Source organism: Moheibacter lacus, assembly GCF_014042165.1.
GTDB classification, from domain to species: domain Bacteria; phylum Bacteroidota; class Bacteroidia; order Flavobacteriales; family Weeksellaceae; genus Moheibacter; species Moheibacter lacus.
In genome coordinates this window covers 65678-80999 of record NZ_JACDZE010000002.1, presented here as the reverse complement: position 1 = coordinate 80999, position 15322 = coordinate 65678, and the positions used below count along the sequence as shown (strand labels likewise).

The 15322-nt window shown below is 36.3% G+C and carries 11 protein-coding genes and 1 tRNA gene; 6 read left to right on the top strand and 6 right to left on the bottom strand.

Annotated features, from left to right (window positions below):
• Positions 1–25 precede the first annotated feature (25 nt).
• The 6 genes from HU137_RS08470 to HU137_RS08445 all read right to left on the bottom strand — a co-directional run bounded on the left by HU137_RS08470 (position 26) and on the right by HU137_RS08445 (position 7429).
• Positions 26–1324 (bottom strand): glycosyltransferase family 4 protein, encoded by a 1299-nt coding sequence (locus HU137_RS08470; protein WP_182043410.1) that lies wholly within the window; start codon positions 1322–1324, stop codon positions 26–28.
• Between the two features lie 88 nt (positions 1325–1412).
• A complete protein-coding gene (locus HU137_RS08465; protein ID WP_182043409.1) occupies positions 1413–4037 on the bottom strand; it encodes a YfhO family protein in 2625 nt (874 codons plus the stop codon).
• Positions 4027–4257: a hypothetical protein gene (locus HU137_RS08460; RefSeq protein WP_182043408.1), complete on the bottom strand. Its 231-nt coding sequence runs from the start codon at positions 4255–4257 to the stop codon at positions 4027–4029. Before HU137_RS08460 ends, HU137_RS08465 begins: the two co-directional genes overlap by 11 nt.
• A 2-nt stretch (positions 4258–4259) precedes the next feature.
• Entirely contained in the window at positions 4260–5330 is a 1071-nt protein-coding gene (locus tag HU137_RS08455) for a DUF6263 family protein (RefSeq protein WP_182043407.1), read from the bottom strand.
• 99 nt (positions 5331–5429) lie between these two features.
• The gene (locus HU137_RS08450; RefSeq protein WP_182043406.1) at positions 5430–5585 is read right to left on the bottom strand and encodes a hypothetical protein; all 156 of its coding nucleotides are present in this window, start codon (positions 5583–5585) and stop codon (positions 5430–5432) included.
• Between the two features lie 5 nt (positions 5586–5590).
• Positions 5591–7429, bottom strand: a complete 1839-nt coding sequence (locus HU137_RS08445; protein WP_182043405.1) for a sodium-dependent transporter — start codon at positions 7427–7429, stop codon at positions 5591–5593.
• Between the two features lie 178 nt (positions 7430–7607).
• On the opposite strand from HU137_RS08445, the gene HU137_RS08440 reads away from it, so the two are divergent.
• From HU137_RS08440 to HU137_RS08415, 6 genes are all read left to right on the top strand, one after another.
• A tRNA-Leu gene (locus tag HU137_RS08440) sits at positions 7608–7690 on the top strand.
• A gap of 55 nt (positions 7691–7745) precedes the next feature.
• Positions 7746–9494, top strand: a complete 1749-nt coding sequence (aspS, locus tag HU137_RS08435; RefSeq protein WP_182043404.1) for an aspartate--tRNA ligase — start codon at positions 7746–7748, stop codon at positions 9492–9494.
• Between the two features lie 121 nt (positions 9495–9615).
• Positions 9616–10575 carry a Fic family protein gene (locus HU137_RS08430; protein WP_182043403.1) on the top strand — a complete coding sequence of 320 codons (960 nt, stop codon included), beginning with the start codon at positions 9616–9618 and terminating at the stop codon, positions 10573–10575.
• Between the two features lie 37 nt (positions 10576–10612).
• Positions 10613–11680 carry a glycosyltransferase gene (locus HU137_RS08425; protein WP_394367607.1) on the top strand — a complete coding sequence of 356 codons (1068 nt, stop codon included), beginning with the start codon at positions 10613–10615 and terminating at the stop codon, positions 11678–11680.
• 166 nt (positions 11681–11846) lie between these two features.
• A complete protein-coding gene (gene hppD / locus HU137_RS08420; RefSeq protein WP_182043402.1) occupies positions 11847–13007 on the top strand; it encodes a 4-hydroxyphenylpyruvate dioxygenase in 1161 nt (386 codons plus the stop codon).
• Positions 13008–13096: 89 nt separating this feature from the next.
• Entirely contained in the window at positions 13097–15274 is a 2178-nt protein-coding gene (locus HU137_RS08415) for a M12 family metallo-peptidase (protein ID WP_182043401.1), read from the top strand.
• The last annotated feature ends 48 nt before the right edge of the window (positions 15275–15322 follow it).

Sequence of the window (15322 nt, the reverse complement as noted above, 5' to 3'; positions counted from 1 at the left end):
TCCGAAATTCTAATTCATTGACTTATCATAGGTTTTTAATCAACTTTGATAATTTAAGTGTTAATCTCTCTCGACTGAAGTTCTCTACATTTTGAACGGAATAATTGTAATTTCCAGTTTTTTTCTTTTCAAATATTTCTTGAATGAAATCTTTAAGTTCTAAATAATCTGAATGAAGAAAATACTTTCCAGATTGGGTTTCTTCTATAATTCTCTGAACATCTCCTTGCTCTGGGCCAATCGCCAAAATAGGATTTCCAGTCGCCATGTATTCAAATAATTTCCCGGGAATGATCCCTTTTGATTTTTCATCCGGGAAATTGGTCAATAGTAATAAATCTGTGTTTTTAATTTTAATAATTGATTCTTTATGAGATACATACCCTACTTTAATTAAATTATTAATTAAATTATATTTTTGAATCGAATTCTCCACTTCCTGACTTAAATTTCCCACGAATTCTAATTCTAAATCCTCAGCAAATTCCGAATTTTCAGATTTCAATTCACCCAAAACCTTCCAAAGATTATCCGGATTTCGGGCAATTTCGAGACCACCGCTGTATGTGATTTTAAACTTCGTACTTCGTACTTCGTAAATCGTACTTCTAAAATCGGATTCCTCAAAACCATTTGTGATCACTTCTACCCTTTTGGCTCCTAACTTCTGGTAATTTTCTCCATCGGTAAAACTAGTTGCAATCACCGCATCTGCATTTTGCAACACTTTCAGTTCCATGATTTCATGCGATTTTTGTGCGAATCTTGTCAATTTTAATTCCGAATGATAACTGATTTGCGTCCAAGGATCACGGAAATCCGCCAACCATTTTAGGTTAGAATCAAATTGTTTCAACTTCAAACCAATCAAATGCAAACTATGCGGCGGACCAGTCGTTACAACTGTGTCGATTTCATTTTCTTTCAGATATTTACGTAAAAACCGAACGGACGGTTTTACCCAATATTGGCGCGCATCCGGAATGAAAAAATTACCGCGTATGAAAACGGAAAGTTTGGTCAGAAAAGATTGATTTTTTGGCTTTTCAAAATGTCCGGCTTTGTAGTCTTTCGATTTCGGATTGAGTTTTTCAGCGATTTGATAAGGCTCCCAAATTTTGGTTTTTACCACTTTTAAATCGGGAGAAAATTCTTTTAATAGAGATTCATCAATAATTGGATAGGATGGATTTTCCGGTGTATAAATAATCGGTTCGATGCCGAATTCAGGAAGATATTTTGCGAATTTTAACCAACGCTGTACGCCGGGTCCACCTGCCGGTGGCCAATAATACGTGATGATTAATACTCTTTTCAAACTCATCGATATAGATTTTGTGTTCTTAGTGAAAAGCTTCGTGCACATTGTGGTGGAATGAAACCACAAGGATCACTAAGAAATACCTCTAAGGTTACAATGACGAACTTTCTTTTCTCTGCTTCCACCAAAAAAATCCACCAGTAACCACAAACAACAAAAACGCGATGTTAAACGACAGCGTTGCATAATTCCCGATTTTCACCGAATTCGGTTGAAATTCCATGACGATTTCTTTGTCGCCCGGTTCCAATTGAACCGCTCGTAAAAAATAATTGGCTTTCAGGATTTCCCGTTCTTTTCCATCGACCTTAATCGTCCAACCATGCGGATAATAAATCTCTGAAAATACTGCAATCTTTGGAGAATTGATGTTCGTTGAATAGACTAACTTATTGGGTTGATAGGATTTTAATTGAATAGTAGAATTGGTATCCGGCAGAAAACCTTTCCCGATTTTGGATTGTAAATTGCTTTGCAAAATCACCGTACTTCTCAGATTTTCATCTTTTAATGCGAGAATTTCATCGTTGGCGTTTTGTACCCATTTTACGTTGGATACCAGCCATGCATTTCCAAATGCTTCGTTATTCTGCTGAACCATCGGACTTTGTAAATTCCCATGTACGATGTATTTGGTATTCAACAAATTCAAAATCTTTTGAATATGCACTGTAGAAATTCCCAATTGTTTTGTTTTTTCTGAACCGGAAAAATACATATCGATCACATCCTGATAATTATGCAATTTCGCTCCGTGATAACCACCAATCGAATTCACAAAATAGGAAGTCGTGGCATCGTTAAACGTACTGTTCACATTATCAAAAACCCGAAATTGAGATTGATCGGCTTGTTTCAAACTATCCAAAGATTTGTTGAAAGCTACTTTTTGGGCTATTCCGGCCAAATGATAATTTTTACTTGCACCTTCCATTAATTTGGTAGAAATTTGAGTTGGAAATGGACTTTCCACAAACATTTTGTCTACAAAATTCTCATCGTTCAAATACCTTTTATCGATTTGCCATCCGTCTATCAAAGCCAATCCGGCTATTCCTAAAACGACAACGATAGGCTGTTTGATTTTTTTCAATTGGTACAAAAACAATAAAGCTAAAGTCAATATCACAAATAATAAAGTTCGTAAAGTGTCTGCTTTGAATAGATCGATTCGGTCTTGTTTGAGCGCTTTTTCCAAATTATTCAAAACCGTATCCCAAGTGCCGTATGCTTGTTGGTTGTATTGTTTCACAACTTCCAGATATTGTTGTTTGCTCATGAGGTCATATTCATTTGAAAAATCAAATAAACTTCCTCCCGCTACATAAAACAAAACCAAAACGGCAACAGTTCCACCTCCAGCGTAAATCAGGATTTTCTTTTTGTATTCGTCCGTTAAATTTTCATCTTTAAAGAAAACATATAGTGTCAAAGCAGCCAATAAAGGCATGGTAAATTCTGCCATCACGAGCATGGAAGAAACTGCTCGGAATTTGTCGTACATCGGGAAATAATCGATCATGAAGTTGGTCAAACCTTCAAAATTCTTTCCCCAAGCCAGGATGATACTTAAAACTGTAGCAGCAAACAACCACCATTTATATCGGCTCCAATTGTTTCGAACTAAAAATAATCCGAGAAGGAAAAGAAAAACGACAACAGCACCTTGATAAGCCGGCCCGGAAGTTCCCGGCTGGTCGCCCCAATACGTAGATACCGGACTGGTCGCGATGTATTGAAACATTTGACTGTTAAATTCATCGTTCAAATCGACAACATATTGTTGTTTTTGGATTTCGGCTACATAATTTTTTAGATTTTCTTCTTTGGGTTGGCTTCCACCGCCCATGAAATTGGGAATGAAAAGATTAAAAGTTTCTAACTTTCCATAACTCCAATTAGTGATATAACCATGATCCAAACCATCGTTTTTATCGTTCAATAAAGTCATTTCAGACTTTCCTCTGATGGTTTCTTGACTATACTCGTAAGTAGTTAATAAACGAGTCGAATTCAGTCCTACACCGATCATACATGCTCCAATTAACAATCCAGTAGAAATAGCAAATGATTTAATTTCTTTGGTTTTAAATGCTTGAATGAGTTCGAATATAAAATAAACCAACATCACCAAAAACAAATAATAGGTCATTTGGGGATGGTTAGCGGACAGTTCCAATCCCATAAAAAGCGCGGTCAATAAAAATCCGAGAATAAATTTCCGTTGGTACAACAAAATAATTCCGGCAACCAAAGGCGCAAAATAAGCGATGGCATGGACTTTTGCGTTATGTCCGGCACCGATGATGATGAAAAAATAAGCACCTACGGCAAAGAAAACAGATCCGGCGAATGCATATTTCCAATTTTTAAATAAAACCATTCCAAGGATGAAAAATCCGGCAAACAATAGAAAAATATAATCTGCAGGACGTGGTAAAAACCGTATAAAGTGGTCGATAGCTTTAATGAGATCGAAATCATATTGCGCCCCGGTTTGATAGGTAGGCATCCCGCCAAACATGGCGTTGGACCAATAGGTGTTTTCGCCGGTTTGGTCTTTGAAATTTTGCATTTCTTGCGCACTACCTTTGTAGTTGACGATATCCGGCTGAATGATGGAATTGTCAGACAATACCGGCGAACTATAAACCATCGCCAAAATTGCAAATACAACGATGGCGAACGCGCTGAAAATCAGGTTTTTATTTTTCATTTTTCCGATTCGGTTCTTCAATTATTTCATAATCCACCGCTTCTGCTTCGATGGTGAATTTGGGTTTTTCTAAACTTTCAGATCCTTTATGAGATTGTGTATTTCGATGATTTTTAGAGTTTTGAGAACGATCGTTTCGTGGCGGATATAACAAACGCATGACAAATCGAATCACAAAAAATGCAATCAGTGAATACAGTATGAATTTAAGTAAGTTCATGATTAATTTACAGTTGTAACAGTTGTAGATATTCCGGATTCGGTTTCTTTTTGGTCACCTTTTTGATAAGTCGTGTTCATCGTTTCCTTTTTGGTAATGTTCACTTTTTGGATCCATCCGGTTTCCATATCCAAATCTACAAATCCGCTGATGCTCGATTTCGAATTCATGTTCATGGTCACGCCTTGTTGGGTTTCAGATCCACTTACATTTTGAGTTCCATCTACGGTGATTTTTGCTTTACCATCGTTTAAAGATTTAAAGGTGCGTGTTACTTTATTGGTACCTTTTACAGGTCCTTCACTTATATTTTGAGAGTCAGACCATTGCTCCCCTATTTTCATGTTTTTCTCAGGGAAAATATTCAAAGTTTCTTCAAATTGTGACTTGATGGCATCATTGTTCAAAGAAGCATTTAAGAGTTCTTTGATCATGTTTTGTTCTTCGGTGTTGAATTCAGATTTAAGTTTAGATAAAGCATTTGAAATAACTGTATTTAAGCCATTTACAGAAACTACTTTTCCTTTATCGTCTACTTCCATTTGAAAGCTTTGTCCGATGATTGATTTATAAATCGTCCAACTTTGTGCAACATCTTTATCGGTAGGTTTTGCAGCGCTTGTGTTATAGGACATCGATTGACCTGTTGGAGCTTTAAAATTCTCACTAAATCCTTTAAAAGTTGCTTTTAATTTGAATACATTTTTTACAACATCCTCCACGAAATAATCAAATTCAACCGTTCTTTCTGAAGTCAAATTCAGCGATTGATCACCGGATTTCATCGATTGCGTTTGTTTGGTTTTTAGGAGGAAAGGATAAGTCTCACCTTTCTTCAAATTGTATCTAAAAGTATAGGATTCGTCTTCATTTTTTATCAAAGCCGAATTGGATTCATTCGAAGTATTTTCACTTGTTTGTAAAGAATCATTCTCTATTAAAGCAATTGTATCACCTGTTTCGTTTACGACTAATTTTTCACCATTTTCATTTGTCCCAACGACTTTTTGATCTTCTTTTTTACATGCTATAATGAATCCAAAAGTCATCAGGATAATCAGCGATTTTCTCATTTAAATAAAATTTTCGGCAAGATAGATATAAATTCATTTTCTGCCTAAATTCAATGAGAATTCGGTTTATTTTTTAGAAATCTTTAGGAATAATTAAGATTATTCCGGCTGACGTACAAACTCATCATCATTGTCTTCATACGAGTCTGGTTCCTGTTTGGGCGGAGTTTTAAGCACGCGTATGAAAAAATATGCCGTTATGGAAATGACGATGATTTGTGCGGAAAGCATGGTTATGAGTGCTGATGTATTCATATCGATTAAGAATAATGGTTAAAAATTCGGCCTTCTCTCCTTCTTTTTCTATAAGCGACATAGACCAAAATCATTAAAAATACAAACAAAGTGAGTAAAAGTCCACGACCTATGTCCAGATATAGAACCGTGTTGATAAAATCTCCTTTGGCAATAGGCGTCCCAAAGGAAATTTGATCACCAACTTTTACCGTAGCTTCTTGATTTCCTTTGAATTGGTAAACTTTGGTATCTTGATAAGTTTCTTCCACGACCGTTTCTGTGGTTTTATCAAATCTTTTTTTAATGTTGGTGAAAGTTAGACTCAAGTATTTTTTGTCAGTCGAAACCGAATCCACAACTGCGACGACGGGATTTTCACTATTGTCATTAGGAAAAGCTTCTGCATAAAATTCATTGCTGAAATAAGCTTTATTTGCGATGTTTTTGTGGGTGATTTTATCATAGATATCGGGGATATTGGATGCAAAAACCCAAATCAAAAGCAAGGGTGTTACGATTAAAATGATGTATTTATAAATCGGCGTAATTTTAATATCCGCTCCTTCCATCAATTCATTCCAACCTTTATTGATCCCGAAAATCCATGCAAAAACGATGGTTTCCAAAAGTGCAAAAATCACCAAACTGATCGTTCCTGCCCAATAATCGTATTCGTCAAAAACACCTTGTGTAAAAAAGAAAACGGTTGGCAACCCAAAAATAGCCACTAAAACTCCAAAAGAAATGGCCGATTTTTTTTGTGACCAATTGAATTCGTCTTTCATAAAACCTACCCATGGTGTTCCCATCGCTAGTGACGAAGTAATTCCGGCAAAAAATAGCAAACCAAACCAGAGCACTCCTCCTACAGCACCGAGCACTTGCCCCCATTGCTGGAACAAATAAGGCATGGTTTGAAATGCCATCCCAAATCCGGCGTTATTGATCACCCAATCCAATCCTAAATATCCGGCAGCAATTGGGATTACAATCGCACCTCCTAACACTACTTCCACAAATTCATTCATAAATCCGGCAGAAACAGAATTGAGTGCAATGTCATCTTTTGAACGTACATAGGCAGCATAACAATGTATGGTTCCCATTCCTACTGACAAGGTGAAAAATACTTGACCGGCGGCGGCCAACCATACTTTTGAGTCGAGTAAAGATTCATATTGAGGCGTCCAAAGAAAATTCAAACCATCCCAAGCATTTGCATTGGGGAATTCAGGCGAGGCATTGGCATCACCAAGCGTAAATGCTTTGACAGCCAGAATAGCACCAAAAATGATCAACATAGGCATCCCTATTTTGGCTACTTTTTCAATTCCTTTTAAACCACTTGAAAGAATATACGTGTTTAGAATTAAACAAATGATATAAAATACAACTGCCTCAAAAGGAATCCCTAAAGTACTTTCAGTTAAACTAACATAGGAATTAAAAAATTCAGCAGTCTCTGCTTGACTCATTCCGGTAAACGTTCCTATCACAGAATGCAAAACATAGGACATGGTCCATGATTCGATATAAACATAGTAGCAAATCACCGCTACGTTGGTAAAAATCCCAAAAACTCCTATGTATTTCCATACTCGACCTTTGGCCATCGTATCTAAAATATAGGGTGTACTATGATTACCAAATTTCCCTCCATATCGTCCGATGCTCCACTCGATAAACAATAATGGAATTCCCATTACCAAAAAACAAATCAAATAGGGAATGATGAAGGCTCCTCCTCCGTTTTCTACAGCTTGAACGGGAAAACGAAGGAAATTCCCTAATCCTACTGCATTTCCTGCCATGGCGAGAATCAGTCCGACTCTCGAACCCCAGGAAGCTGTATTATTACTCATTTGTGTTAATTTGAAAACAATGTTAGTAATTTTTTAACAAACTCACTAAAAAAATAATGATGAATTATCGAGTAATTTTAATGAAATAATGATGTTTTACCCTATGCAAACTATGAAATTAAAATTTCAAGTCTTTGTCATCTTAATTTTTAATAATACTTTTGTAGCCCTGAATTAAGCTCACGTGGTGAAATTGGTAGACACGCCATCTTGAGGGGGTGGTGAGCTACGCTCGTGCTGGTTCGAATCCAGTCGTGAGCACTAAAAGCTGTTTCAATTGAGACAGCTTTTTTGATAATAAATAAAAAGATTGAAGATGTTTAGAACGCATACTTGTGGAGAATTATCCCTAAAAAACTTAAATGAAAAAGTAACCTTAAGTGGCTGGGTTTCCGTCATCCGTGACAAGGGATTCATGGTTTGGATTGATTTAAGAGATCGATACGGCATTACACAATTGATCATCGATGAAGAGCGTTCTGAGCAATCTTTATTTGAAACTGCTAAAAAGTTGGGGCGCGAATTTGTCATTCAAGCCACCGGAACTGTAATAGAAAGAAGTTCCAAAAACCCAAATATCCCCACAGGAGGAATTGAAATTCTGGTTGAAAAATTAGAAATCCTAAACGAATCCAAATTGCCTCCCTTTACCATTGAAGATAAAACCGATGGTGGTGAAGAATTGCGCATGCAATACCGATATTTGGATTTAAGGAGGAATCCGGTGAAAAATAAATTGATTTTCCGTCATCAAGTAGCACAAGAAGTTCGAAAATATTTATCGGAAAAAGAATTCATCGAAGTAGAAACGCCTGTTTTAATCAAATCAACTCCTGAGGGAGCACGTGATTTTGTCGTTCCTTCTAGAATGAACCCTGGACAATTTTATGCTTTACCCCAATCACCCCAAACTTTCAAACAATTGATGATGGTCGGTGGTTTGGACAAATATTTTCAAATCGTAAAATGTTTCCGTGATGAGGATTTGCGTGCAGACCGTCAACCGGAATTCACCCAAATCGACTGCGAAATGGCGTTTGTCGAGCAAGAAGATATTTTAAACATCTTTGAAGGTTTGACCCAACATTTATTGAAAACCACACACGGAATTGAAATCGGGAAATTCCCTCGAATGACCTACGATGAAGCGATGCGGAAATATGGAAACGACAAACCTGATATCCGTTTCGGGATGGAGTTTCATGAATTGGATGATTTAGCAAAAGGAAAAGGTTTTGATATTTTTGACAAAGAAGAATTGGTGGTCGGTATCTCCGCTCCTACTTTGAATTCGTATACTAGAAAAGACATCGACCGATTGTTAGAATGGATGCAACGACCACAAATCGGCGCGAGAGGTTTTGTTTGGGTGCGTGTGAACGAAGACGGAACGTTTAAATCTTCTGCCGATAAATTTTATTCGCAAGAAAATTTAGCCGCTTTTGCAGAACGAATGAATGCACAAAAAGGAGATTTGATGATTTTGATGGCCGGAAAAGCCAGCGATACTAGAAAACAATTAAGTGCACTTCGAATGGAATTGGCAGAACGATTGGAATTAAGAAATCCAAAAGAATTTGCACCGCTTTGGGTAGTGGATTTTCCATTGTTGGAATTTGATGAAGAAACCAACCGTTGGCACGCGATGCACCATCCGTTTACGTCACCAAAACCCGAAGATATTTCCAAATTAAAGTCGAATCCGGGTGAAATACGGGCGAATGCTTATGATTTGGTGTTGAACGGAAATGAAATCGGGGGTGGTTCTATCCGGATTTATAACAAGGAACTTCAATCCCAAATGTTTGAATTATTAGGTTTTACTCCTGAACAAGCTCAAGCCCAATTTGGATTTTTAATGAATGCTTTTGAATATGGAGCACCACCACACGGTGGAATTGCATTTGGATTTGACCGTTTGGTTTCGGTTTTGGATGGAAGCGAAACGATCCGGGATTATATCGCTTTCCCGAAAAACAATTCTGGTCGGGATGTGATGATTGATGCGCCATCTGCAATTGATCAAGCTCAGTTAGATGAACTAGAAATTGGATTGAAGAAATAAATTCAAAATAAACAAATAAAGCGGAATTACTTCCGCTTTTATTTTGAATATTTTATTAATATCGGATGAATTTATTTTTAATACTATCCGATATTAAATAAAAAATGATTAAATTTGTGGGATGAAATGGTTGGAATATCCATATCAATATGAAGGTTTAGATAAAACTTTAGAACGGATTCAGAAAAAAAAAACTGAACTGGATAAACTACGCCCTATTCCCTCCTATGCTTTACAGAGCATAAAAGAAAGTATGACGCTGGAATGGACTTATAATTCCAACAGCATAGAGGGAAATACACTCACACTTCAAGAAACCAAAATGGTCATAGAAGAAGGATTTACCATCAAAGGGAAATCGCTTCGGGAACATTTTGAAGCTGTAAATCACCAAGATGCAATACTATATGTAGAAAGTTTGATTACGGAAAATTATGTTTTAACGGAAAAAGACATTTTAAAAGTACATGAATTGGTTTTGCATAAAATCGAGAAAGAGTTTGCGGGGAGATTTAGAACTTCCGGTGTTAGGATTTCCGGGGCAAATTTCGTCCCGCCAAATGCTTTAAAAGTTGATGAGTACATAACTGAGTTGATAGATTGGGTAAATGATTCTGAATTGGATTTGATCATCAAATCAGCTATTTTTCATCATCGATTTGTGTGGATTCATCCTTTTTTTGATGGGAATGGAAGAACGGTCCGTTTGGTTTTTAATTTACTTTTGATGCAAGCCGGTTTTCCACCGGCAATTATTTTGAAAAATGATCGTAAAAAATATTATGAAGCCCTTAACCAAGCCAACAACGGCGATTATTCGAAATTGGTTTTGTTGGTGATTCAAGCTTTAGAACGAAGTGTAGACATTTATTTGAGTTCTTTAAATAATACTTACGATGACTACAAGCCTATTTCAAATATTGTGGAAGAGGAAAAAATTCCTTATGGTCAAGAATATTTGAGTTTGCTGGCGCGTCAAGGAAAAATAGATGCGTTTAAAGAAGGGCGAAATTGGTTAACCACAAAAGAAGCGGTTTGGGATTACATTGAAAAACGGGATCGTAAAAGAAAATTGGATTAATTGTTTTTGATCAAAATTTAAGTTTATTTTGAAGAAAATTTCTGAATTGAATTTGAATTTCTCCATCATTATTGCAGTTTTTCAACGGGAAAATGAATTATCGGAATTGTTGGAAAGTTTGACGATACAAACAGATAAGGATTTCGAAGTCATCGTTGTGGACGATGGTTCTCCCGAAAAACTTCAAAGCGTGGCAGAGGAATTCAAATTGAAATTAAACCTCAAATATTTTTACAAATCGAATTCCGGACCGGGAAAATCTAGAAATTTCGGAATGGAAAAAGCCAGCGGAAATTATTTTATTTTTCTAGATTCCGATACGATTGTTCCGAATGATTATATTTCAATTGTTCGTGAAAATTTAGAGAAAAATTACACAGATGCTTATGGCGGACCTGATGCTGCGGCAGATGATTTTAACGATTTACAAAAAGCAATTTCTTTTTCCATGACTTCGTTTCTGACCACTGGAGGAATCAGAGGAGGAAAACGACAAATCGGAAAATTTCAACCAAGAAGTTTCAATATGGGAATTTCTAAAAATGCTTATGAAAAAACCGGCGGATTTGGAGAATTAAGAATCGGTGAGGATCCGGATTTGAGCATGACGCTCTGGGAAAATGGATTTGAAACCCAATTGATTCAGGAAGCCAAAGTTTACCATAAACGACGAACTTCTTTGAAAAAATTTGCCAAACAGGTTTATCAGTTTGGTGCTGCAAGACCGATTTTGAATCAGCGCCATCCGAAATACAAAAAGTTAACTTTCTGGTTTCCAACGCTATTTTTAATTTATTTCAGTTTTTGCCTATTTGGGTTTTTATTCTCTTTCTTTCGGGTCGGTTATTTTAATTTTGAGAAAATCAATTTGACTTTGTCCAGTTATGAAGTCATGATGATTTTAATTTCTCCTTTACAAATTTATTTCTTCATGATTTTCATCTTTTCAGGAATCGAGAATAAAAGTGTAAAGATCGGATTTCTATCTATGCTAACTACTATCATCCAACACATTAGCTATGGTTATGGTTTTTTAAAATCATGGTTATTTGTGGGACTGATAGGTATTCCTCCCAAAAAACTTTTCCCAAGCCATTTTTACTGATTCATCAGCCTTTTGTTTACCAATTGATTTTGTATATTTGGGCAAATGAATACAAGAAAATACTTATCTGTTTTGCAACGGGCGATGTGGTCCAATTGGCTTTGAATCCTTATCAAAATCAATTAATAGCCTAGTTAAAAGAATTAGTAAATCAAAAAATTAAATCATGTCACAAGAATTAAAAAGCGTAGAGTACGGTTTAGAAAAAATATTTGAAGGAGCGCAGGACTTTTTGCCTCTTTTGGGAACGGATTATGTAGAATTTTATGTTGGAAATGCCAAACAATCGGCGCATTATTATAAAACTGCATTTGGGTTTCAATCAGAAGCCTATGCTGGACTAGAAACCGGATTAAAGGACAGAGCATCTTATGTTTTGAAACAGGACAAAATCCGATTGGTTTTGACCACGGCTTTGAATTCAGATTCTCCAATTGGAGAGCATGTCAAAAAACACGGAGACGGTGTGAAAATTATCGCACTTTGGGTAGATGACGCCAGAAAATCCTACGAAGAAACCACCAAACGCGGTGCAAACTCTTTCATGGAACCAAAAGTCACTTCTGATGAAAATGGAGAAATCGTACAAGCAGGAATTTTCGGATACGGAGAAACCGTTTTTATGTTTACAGAGCGTAAAAATTACAACGGGATTTTCATGCCAGGATATGTAAAATGGGAATCTGACTACAAACCGGAACCAGTAGGTTTGAAATTCATTGATCACATGGTAGGAAATGTAGGTTGGAACCAGATGGATGTTTGGGTAAAATGGTTTGAAGACATCATGGGATTTGTGAATTTTCTTTCATTTGACGATAAACAAATTACGACTGAATATTCGGCGTTGATGTCCAAAGTAATGGCCAACGGAAACGGAAGAATCAAATTCCCAATCAACGAACCGGCTGAAGGAATGAAGCGTTCACAAATCGAAGAATATTTGGATTTTTATGAAAGTCCAGGTGTTCAGCATTTGGCATTGGCAACAGACGATATCATCAAAACAGTTGCCGACATGAAATCGCGTGGAGTGGAATTTTTATCCGTTCCGCCGCAAGCTTATTATGATGCCATCCCAGATCGATTGAAAGATCATATGGACAAATTCAAAGAAGATATCAATGAATTGCAAAAATTGGGAATCATGATCGATGCGGACGAAGAAGGTTATTTATTGCAAATCTTTACCAAACCGGTTGAGGACCGCCCTACTCTTTTTTACGAAGTAATTCAGCGAATGGGAGCTCGCGGATTTGGAGCCGGAAATTTCAAAGCTTTGTTTGAATCCATCGAAAGAGAACAAGAAAAGCGAGGAACTTTATAAGTTTGAAATACAATAATTTACAAATAAAAATGCCTGAGAAATTGGGCATTTTTTTATTTTTTTTCTAATTTAGGCGACAAAATTAATACATGAAAAAATCTTTAATGGTTTGCTTTATTCTGATGAGCATCGGAATCTTTGCGCAAACTCCCAAGACAATTGCTCAGAAAATTACACATTTAGAAACACAAAAAGTTAATTTTCAAAAGTTTAATGTTTTAAACATTACAACTAAAAAGAATTCAAAAATTGAAAAAGCGGTTAAAAACGCAACCTTAGCAACGATTGATCAAAATTCTATTCAGTCCATTTATCAACAAAAATTAGAAACGATAGAAATTTCCATTCCTTATAATGGGAGCGTTGTAGATGTAGTTTTGTATAAAGTAAATCCTTTTTCAGAAGGATTGTATGTAGAAACTAATTTACAGAAAAATGTTCAGTATACACCTGGTATTCACTATCAAGGAATTGTAAAGGGAAACACAAATTCTGTGGCTTCCTTTAATTTCTTTGAAGACAAATTTAATGGAATTATTTCTGCAGATGATTTCGGGAATTTAAATGTCGGAAAACTGACTTCTGAAAATAACAAATCAGATTATATCGTTTATTCTGATATGAATTTGACTGAAACACCAAACTGGCATTGTGAAACCGATGATTTTGCAAAAGATCCGGCGATCGACCAACCAGAGTCCATGCATTTTGAAAAATCTTCCATGACGGAGAAATGTGTGACGATGTATTATGAATTGGATTATCATTTGTATTTCTTCAATGATTCCAGCATAGATGAAACCATGGATTGGTTGTCTTCTACTTTCAATAACATGATGACTTTGTACAACAATGACGACATTACCATTGCATTGAATCATGTTTTTATATGGGAAACCCAAGATCCATATCAAGGATCTGGAGGTTCCAGTGGATATTTGGATAAGTTCAATGAAGTTAGACCTAATTTTGCAGGAGACGTAGGCCAATTAATTGGTGCTTTTGACAATTCAGGTGGTGGTGTTGCTGCTACTATTGATGGTTTATGTAATGATTACAATTATAGCTATGCCGGTGTAAATGTTACGTATAGCGATGTTCCAACTTATTCATGGACGATCATGGTAATGACCCATGAAAATGGTCATGTTTTGGGTTCTCGACACACACATGCTTGTGTTTGGAATGGGAACAATACGGCAATTGATGGCTGTGCAGGATTTGTAGAAGGTAGTTGTCCACTTCCGGGAAGTCCGGCTGGAGGAGGTACTTTGATGAGTTATTGCCACTTACAAAGTGTTGGTATCAATTTTAATCTAGGTTTTGGTGACCAACCAAAAACAGTACTCATCAACAACATTAACAGTCAAGAATGTTTAAGTACTGATTGTGTGAGCGTTTGCTTTAACACTGTGGAAGACATCAACATTACCAATATCACGATGACAGAAGCAGTTCTTTCATGGGTAGATGCAGACGAAGATGCAGATACTTGGGAATATGCAGTTAGACCGGTAGGCAATAATGATGAATTGGTTTGGACGGAGACTTCAACTAATTTAGTGAATCTAGAAAATTTAGAACCCAACACTTTTTACAATGCTTACATCCGTAAAATTTGTGGCGACATGGTTACAGTTGAATTTTTAGAATTGTTTGTAACAGACGGTGATTTCTGTAACGGTGATATTTTAACAGACTCAGGAGGAACAACCGGCGGATATTCAAACAACGAAGATTATGTTCGTACAATTGTCCCAACCAACGCTGGAGAAAATGTGAAAATTACCTTTACTTCATTTAATGTAGAAAACAACAACGATTTCTTGTACATCCATGATGGTGTCGACACTGATGCTCCTGAGCTTTACGAAGGCGGACTTACAGGAACATTAGGTATTTCTGAAGGTCCTTTTGAGGCTACAAATGCAGCTGGTGCTATCACACTTCATTTCGTTTCAAATAATACTTTTATAAGATCTGGATGGGAAGCAGAAGTTGAATGTTTGACGTTAGGCGTAGATGATTTAGATGCGTATTTGGATTTTAGTTATTATCCAAATCCGGTCACAAACCTATTGAACATCGTTTCTAAAAACGAAATTTTAGAAGCCAGTATTTTCAATATGGAAGGGAGAAAGTTGTCCAATCAAGACATCAAAGACTTAAGTACCCAACTCGATTTATCATCTTATCCGACAGGAACTTATATCATCGAATTGAAATTCAAAGAAAAACCGGTTCAGTTTAAGATTGTGAAAAAATAAAAAATTGAATCTGAACATAAATCCCGCTGAAAAAGGCGGGATTTTTTT

What these genes read in the sequence shown, in the direction of transcription:
- hppD (WP_182043402.1), top strand. Translation starts at nt 11,847, where the DNA reads ATGTCACAAGAATTAAAAAGCGTAGAGTACGGTTTAGAAAAAATATTT.
- HU137_RS08415 (WP_182043401.1), top strand. Translation starts at nt 13,097, where the DNA reads ATGAAAAAATCTTTAATGGTTTGCTTTATTCTGATGAGCATCGGAATC.
- aspS (WP_182043404.1), top strand. Translation starts at nt 7,746, where the DNA reads ATGTTTAGAACGCATACTTGTGGAGAATTATCCCTAAAAAACTTAAAT.
- HU137_RS08445 (WP_182043405.1), bottom strand. Translation starts at nt 7,429, where the DNA reads ATGAGTAATAATACAGCTTCCTGGGGTTCGAGAGTCGGACTGATTCTC.
- HU137_RS08460 (WP_182043408.1), bottom strand. Translation starts at nt 4,257, where the DNA reads ATGAACTTACTTAAATTCATACTGTATTCACTGATTGCATTTTTTGTG.
- HU137_RS08430 (WP_182043403.1), top strand. Translation starts at nt 9,616, where the DNA reads ATGAAATGGTTGGAATATCCATATCAATATGAAGGTTTAGATAAAACT.
- HU137_RS08455 (WP_182043407.1), bottom strand. Translation starts at nt 5,330, where the DNA reads ATGAGAAAATCGCTGATTATCCTGATGACTTTTGGATTCATTATAGCA.
- HU137_RS08465 (WP_182043409.1), bottom strand. Translation starts at nt 4,037, where the DNA reads ATGAAAAATAAAAACCTGATTTTCAGCGCGTTCGCCATCGTTGTATTT.
- HU137_RS08450 (WP_182043406.1), bottom strand. Translation starts at nt 5,585, where the DNA reads ATGAATACATCAGCACTCATAACCATGCTTTCCGCACAAATCATCGTC.
- HU137_RS08470 (WP_182043410.1), bottom strand. Translation starts at nt 1,324, where the DNA reads ATGAGTTTGAAAAGAGTATTAATCATCACGTATTATTGGCCACCGGCA.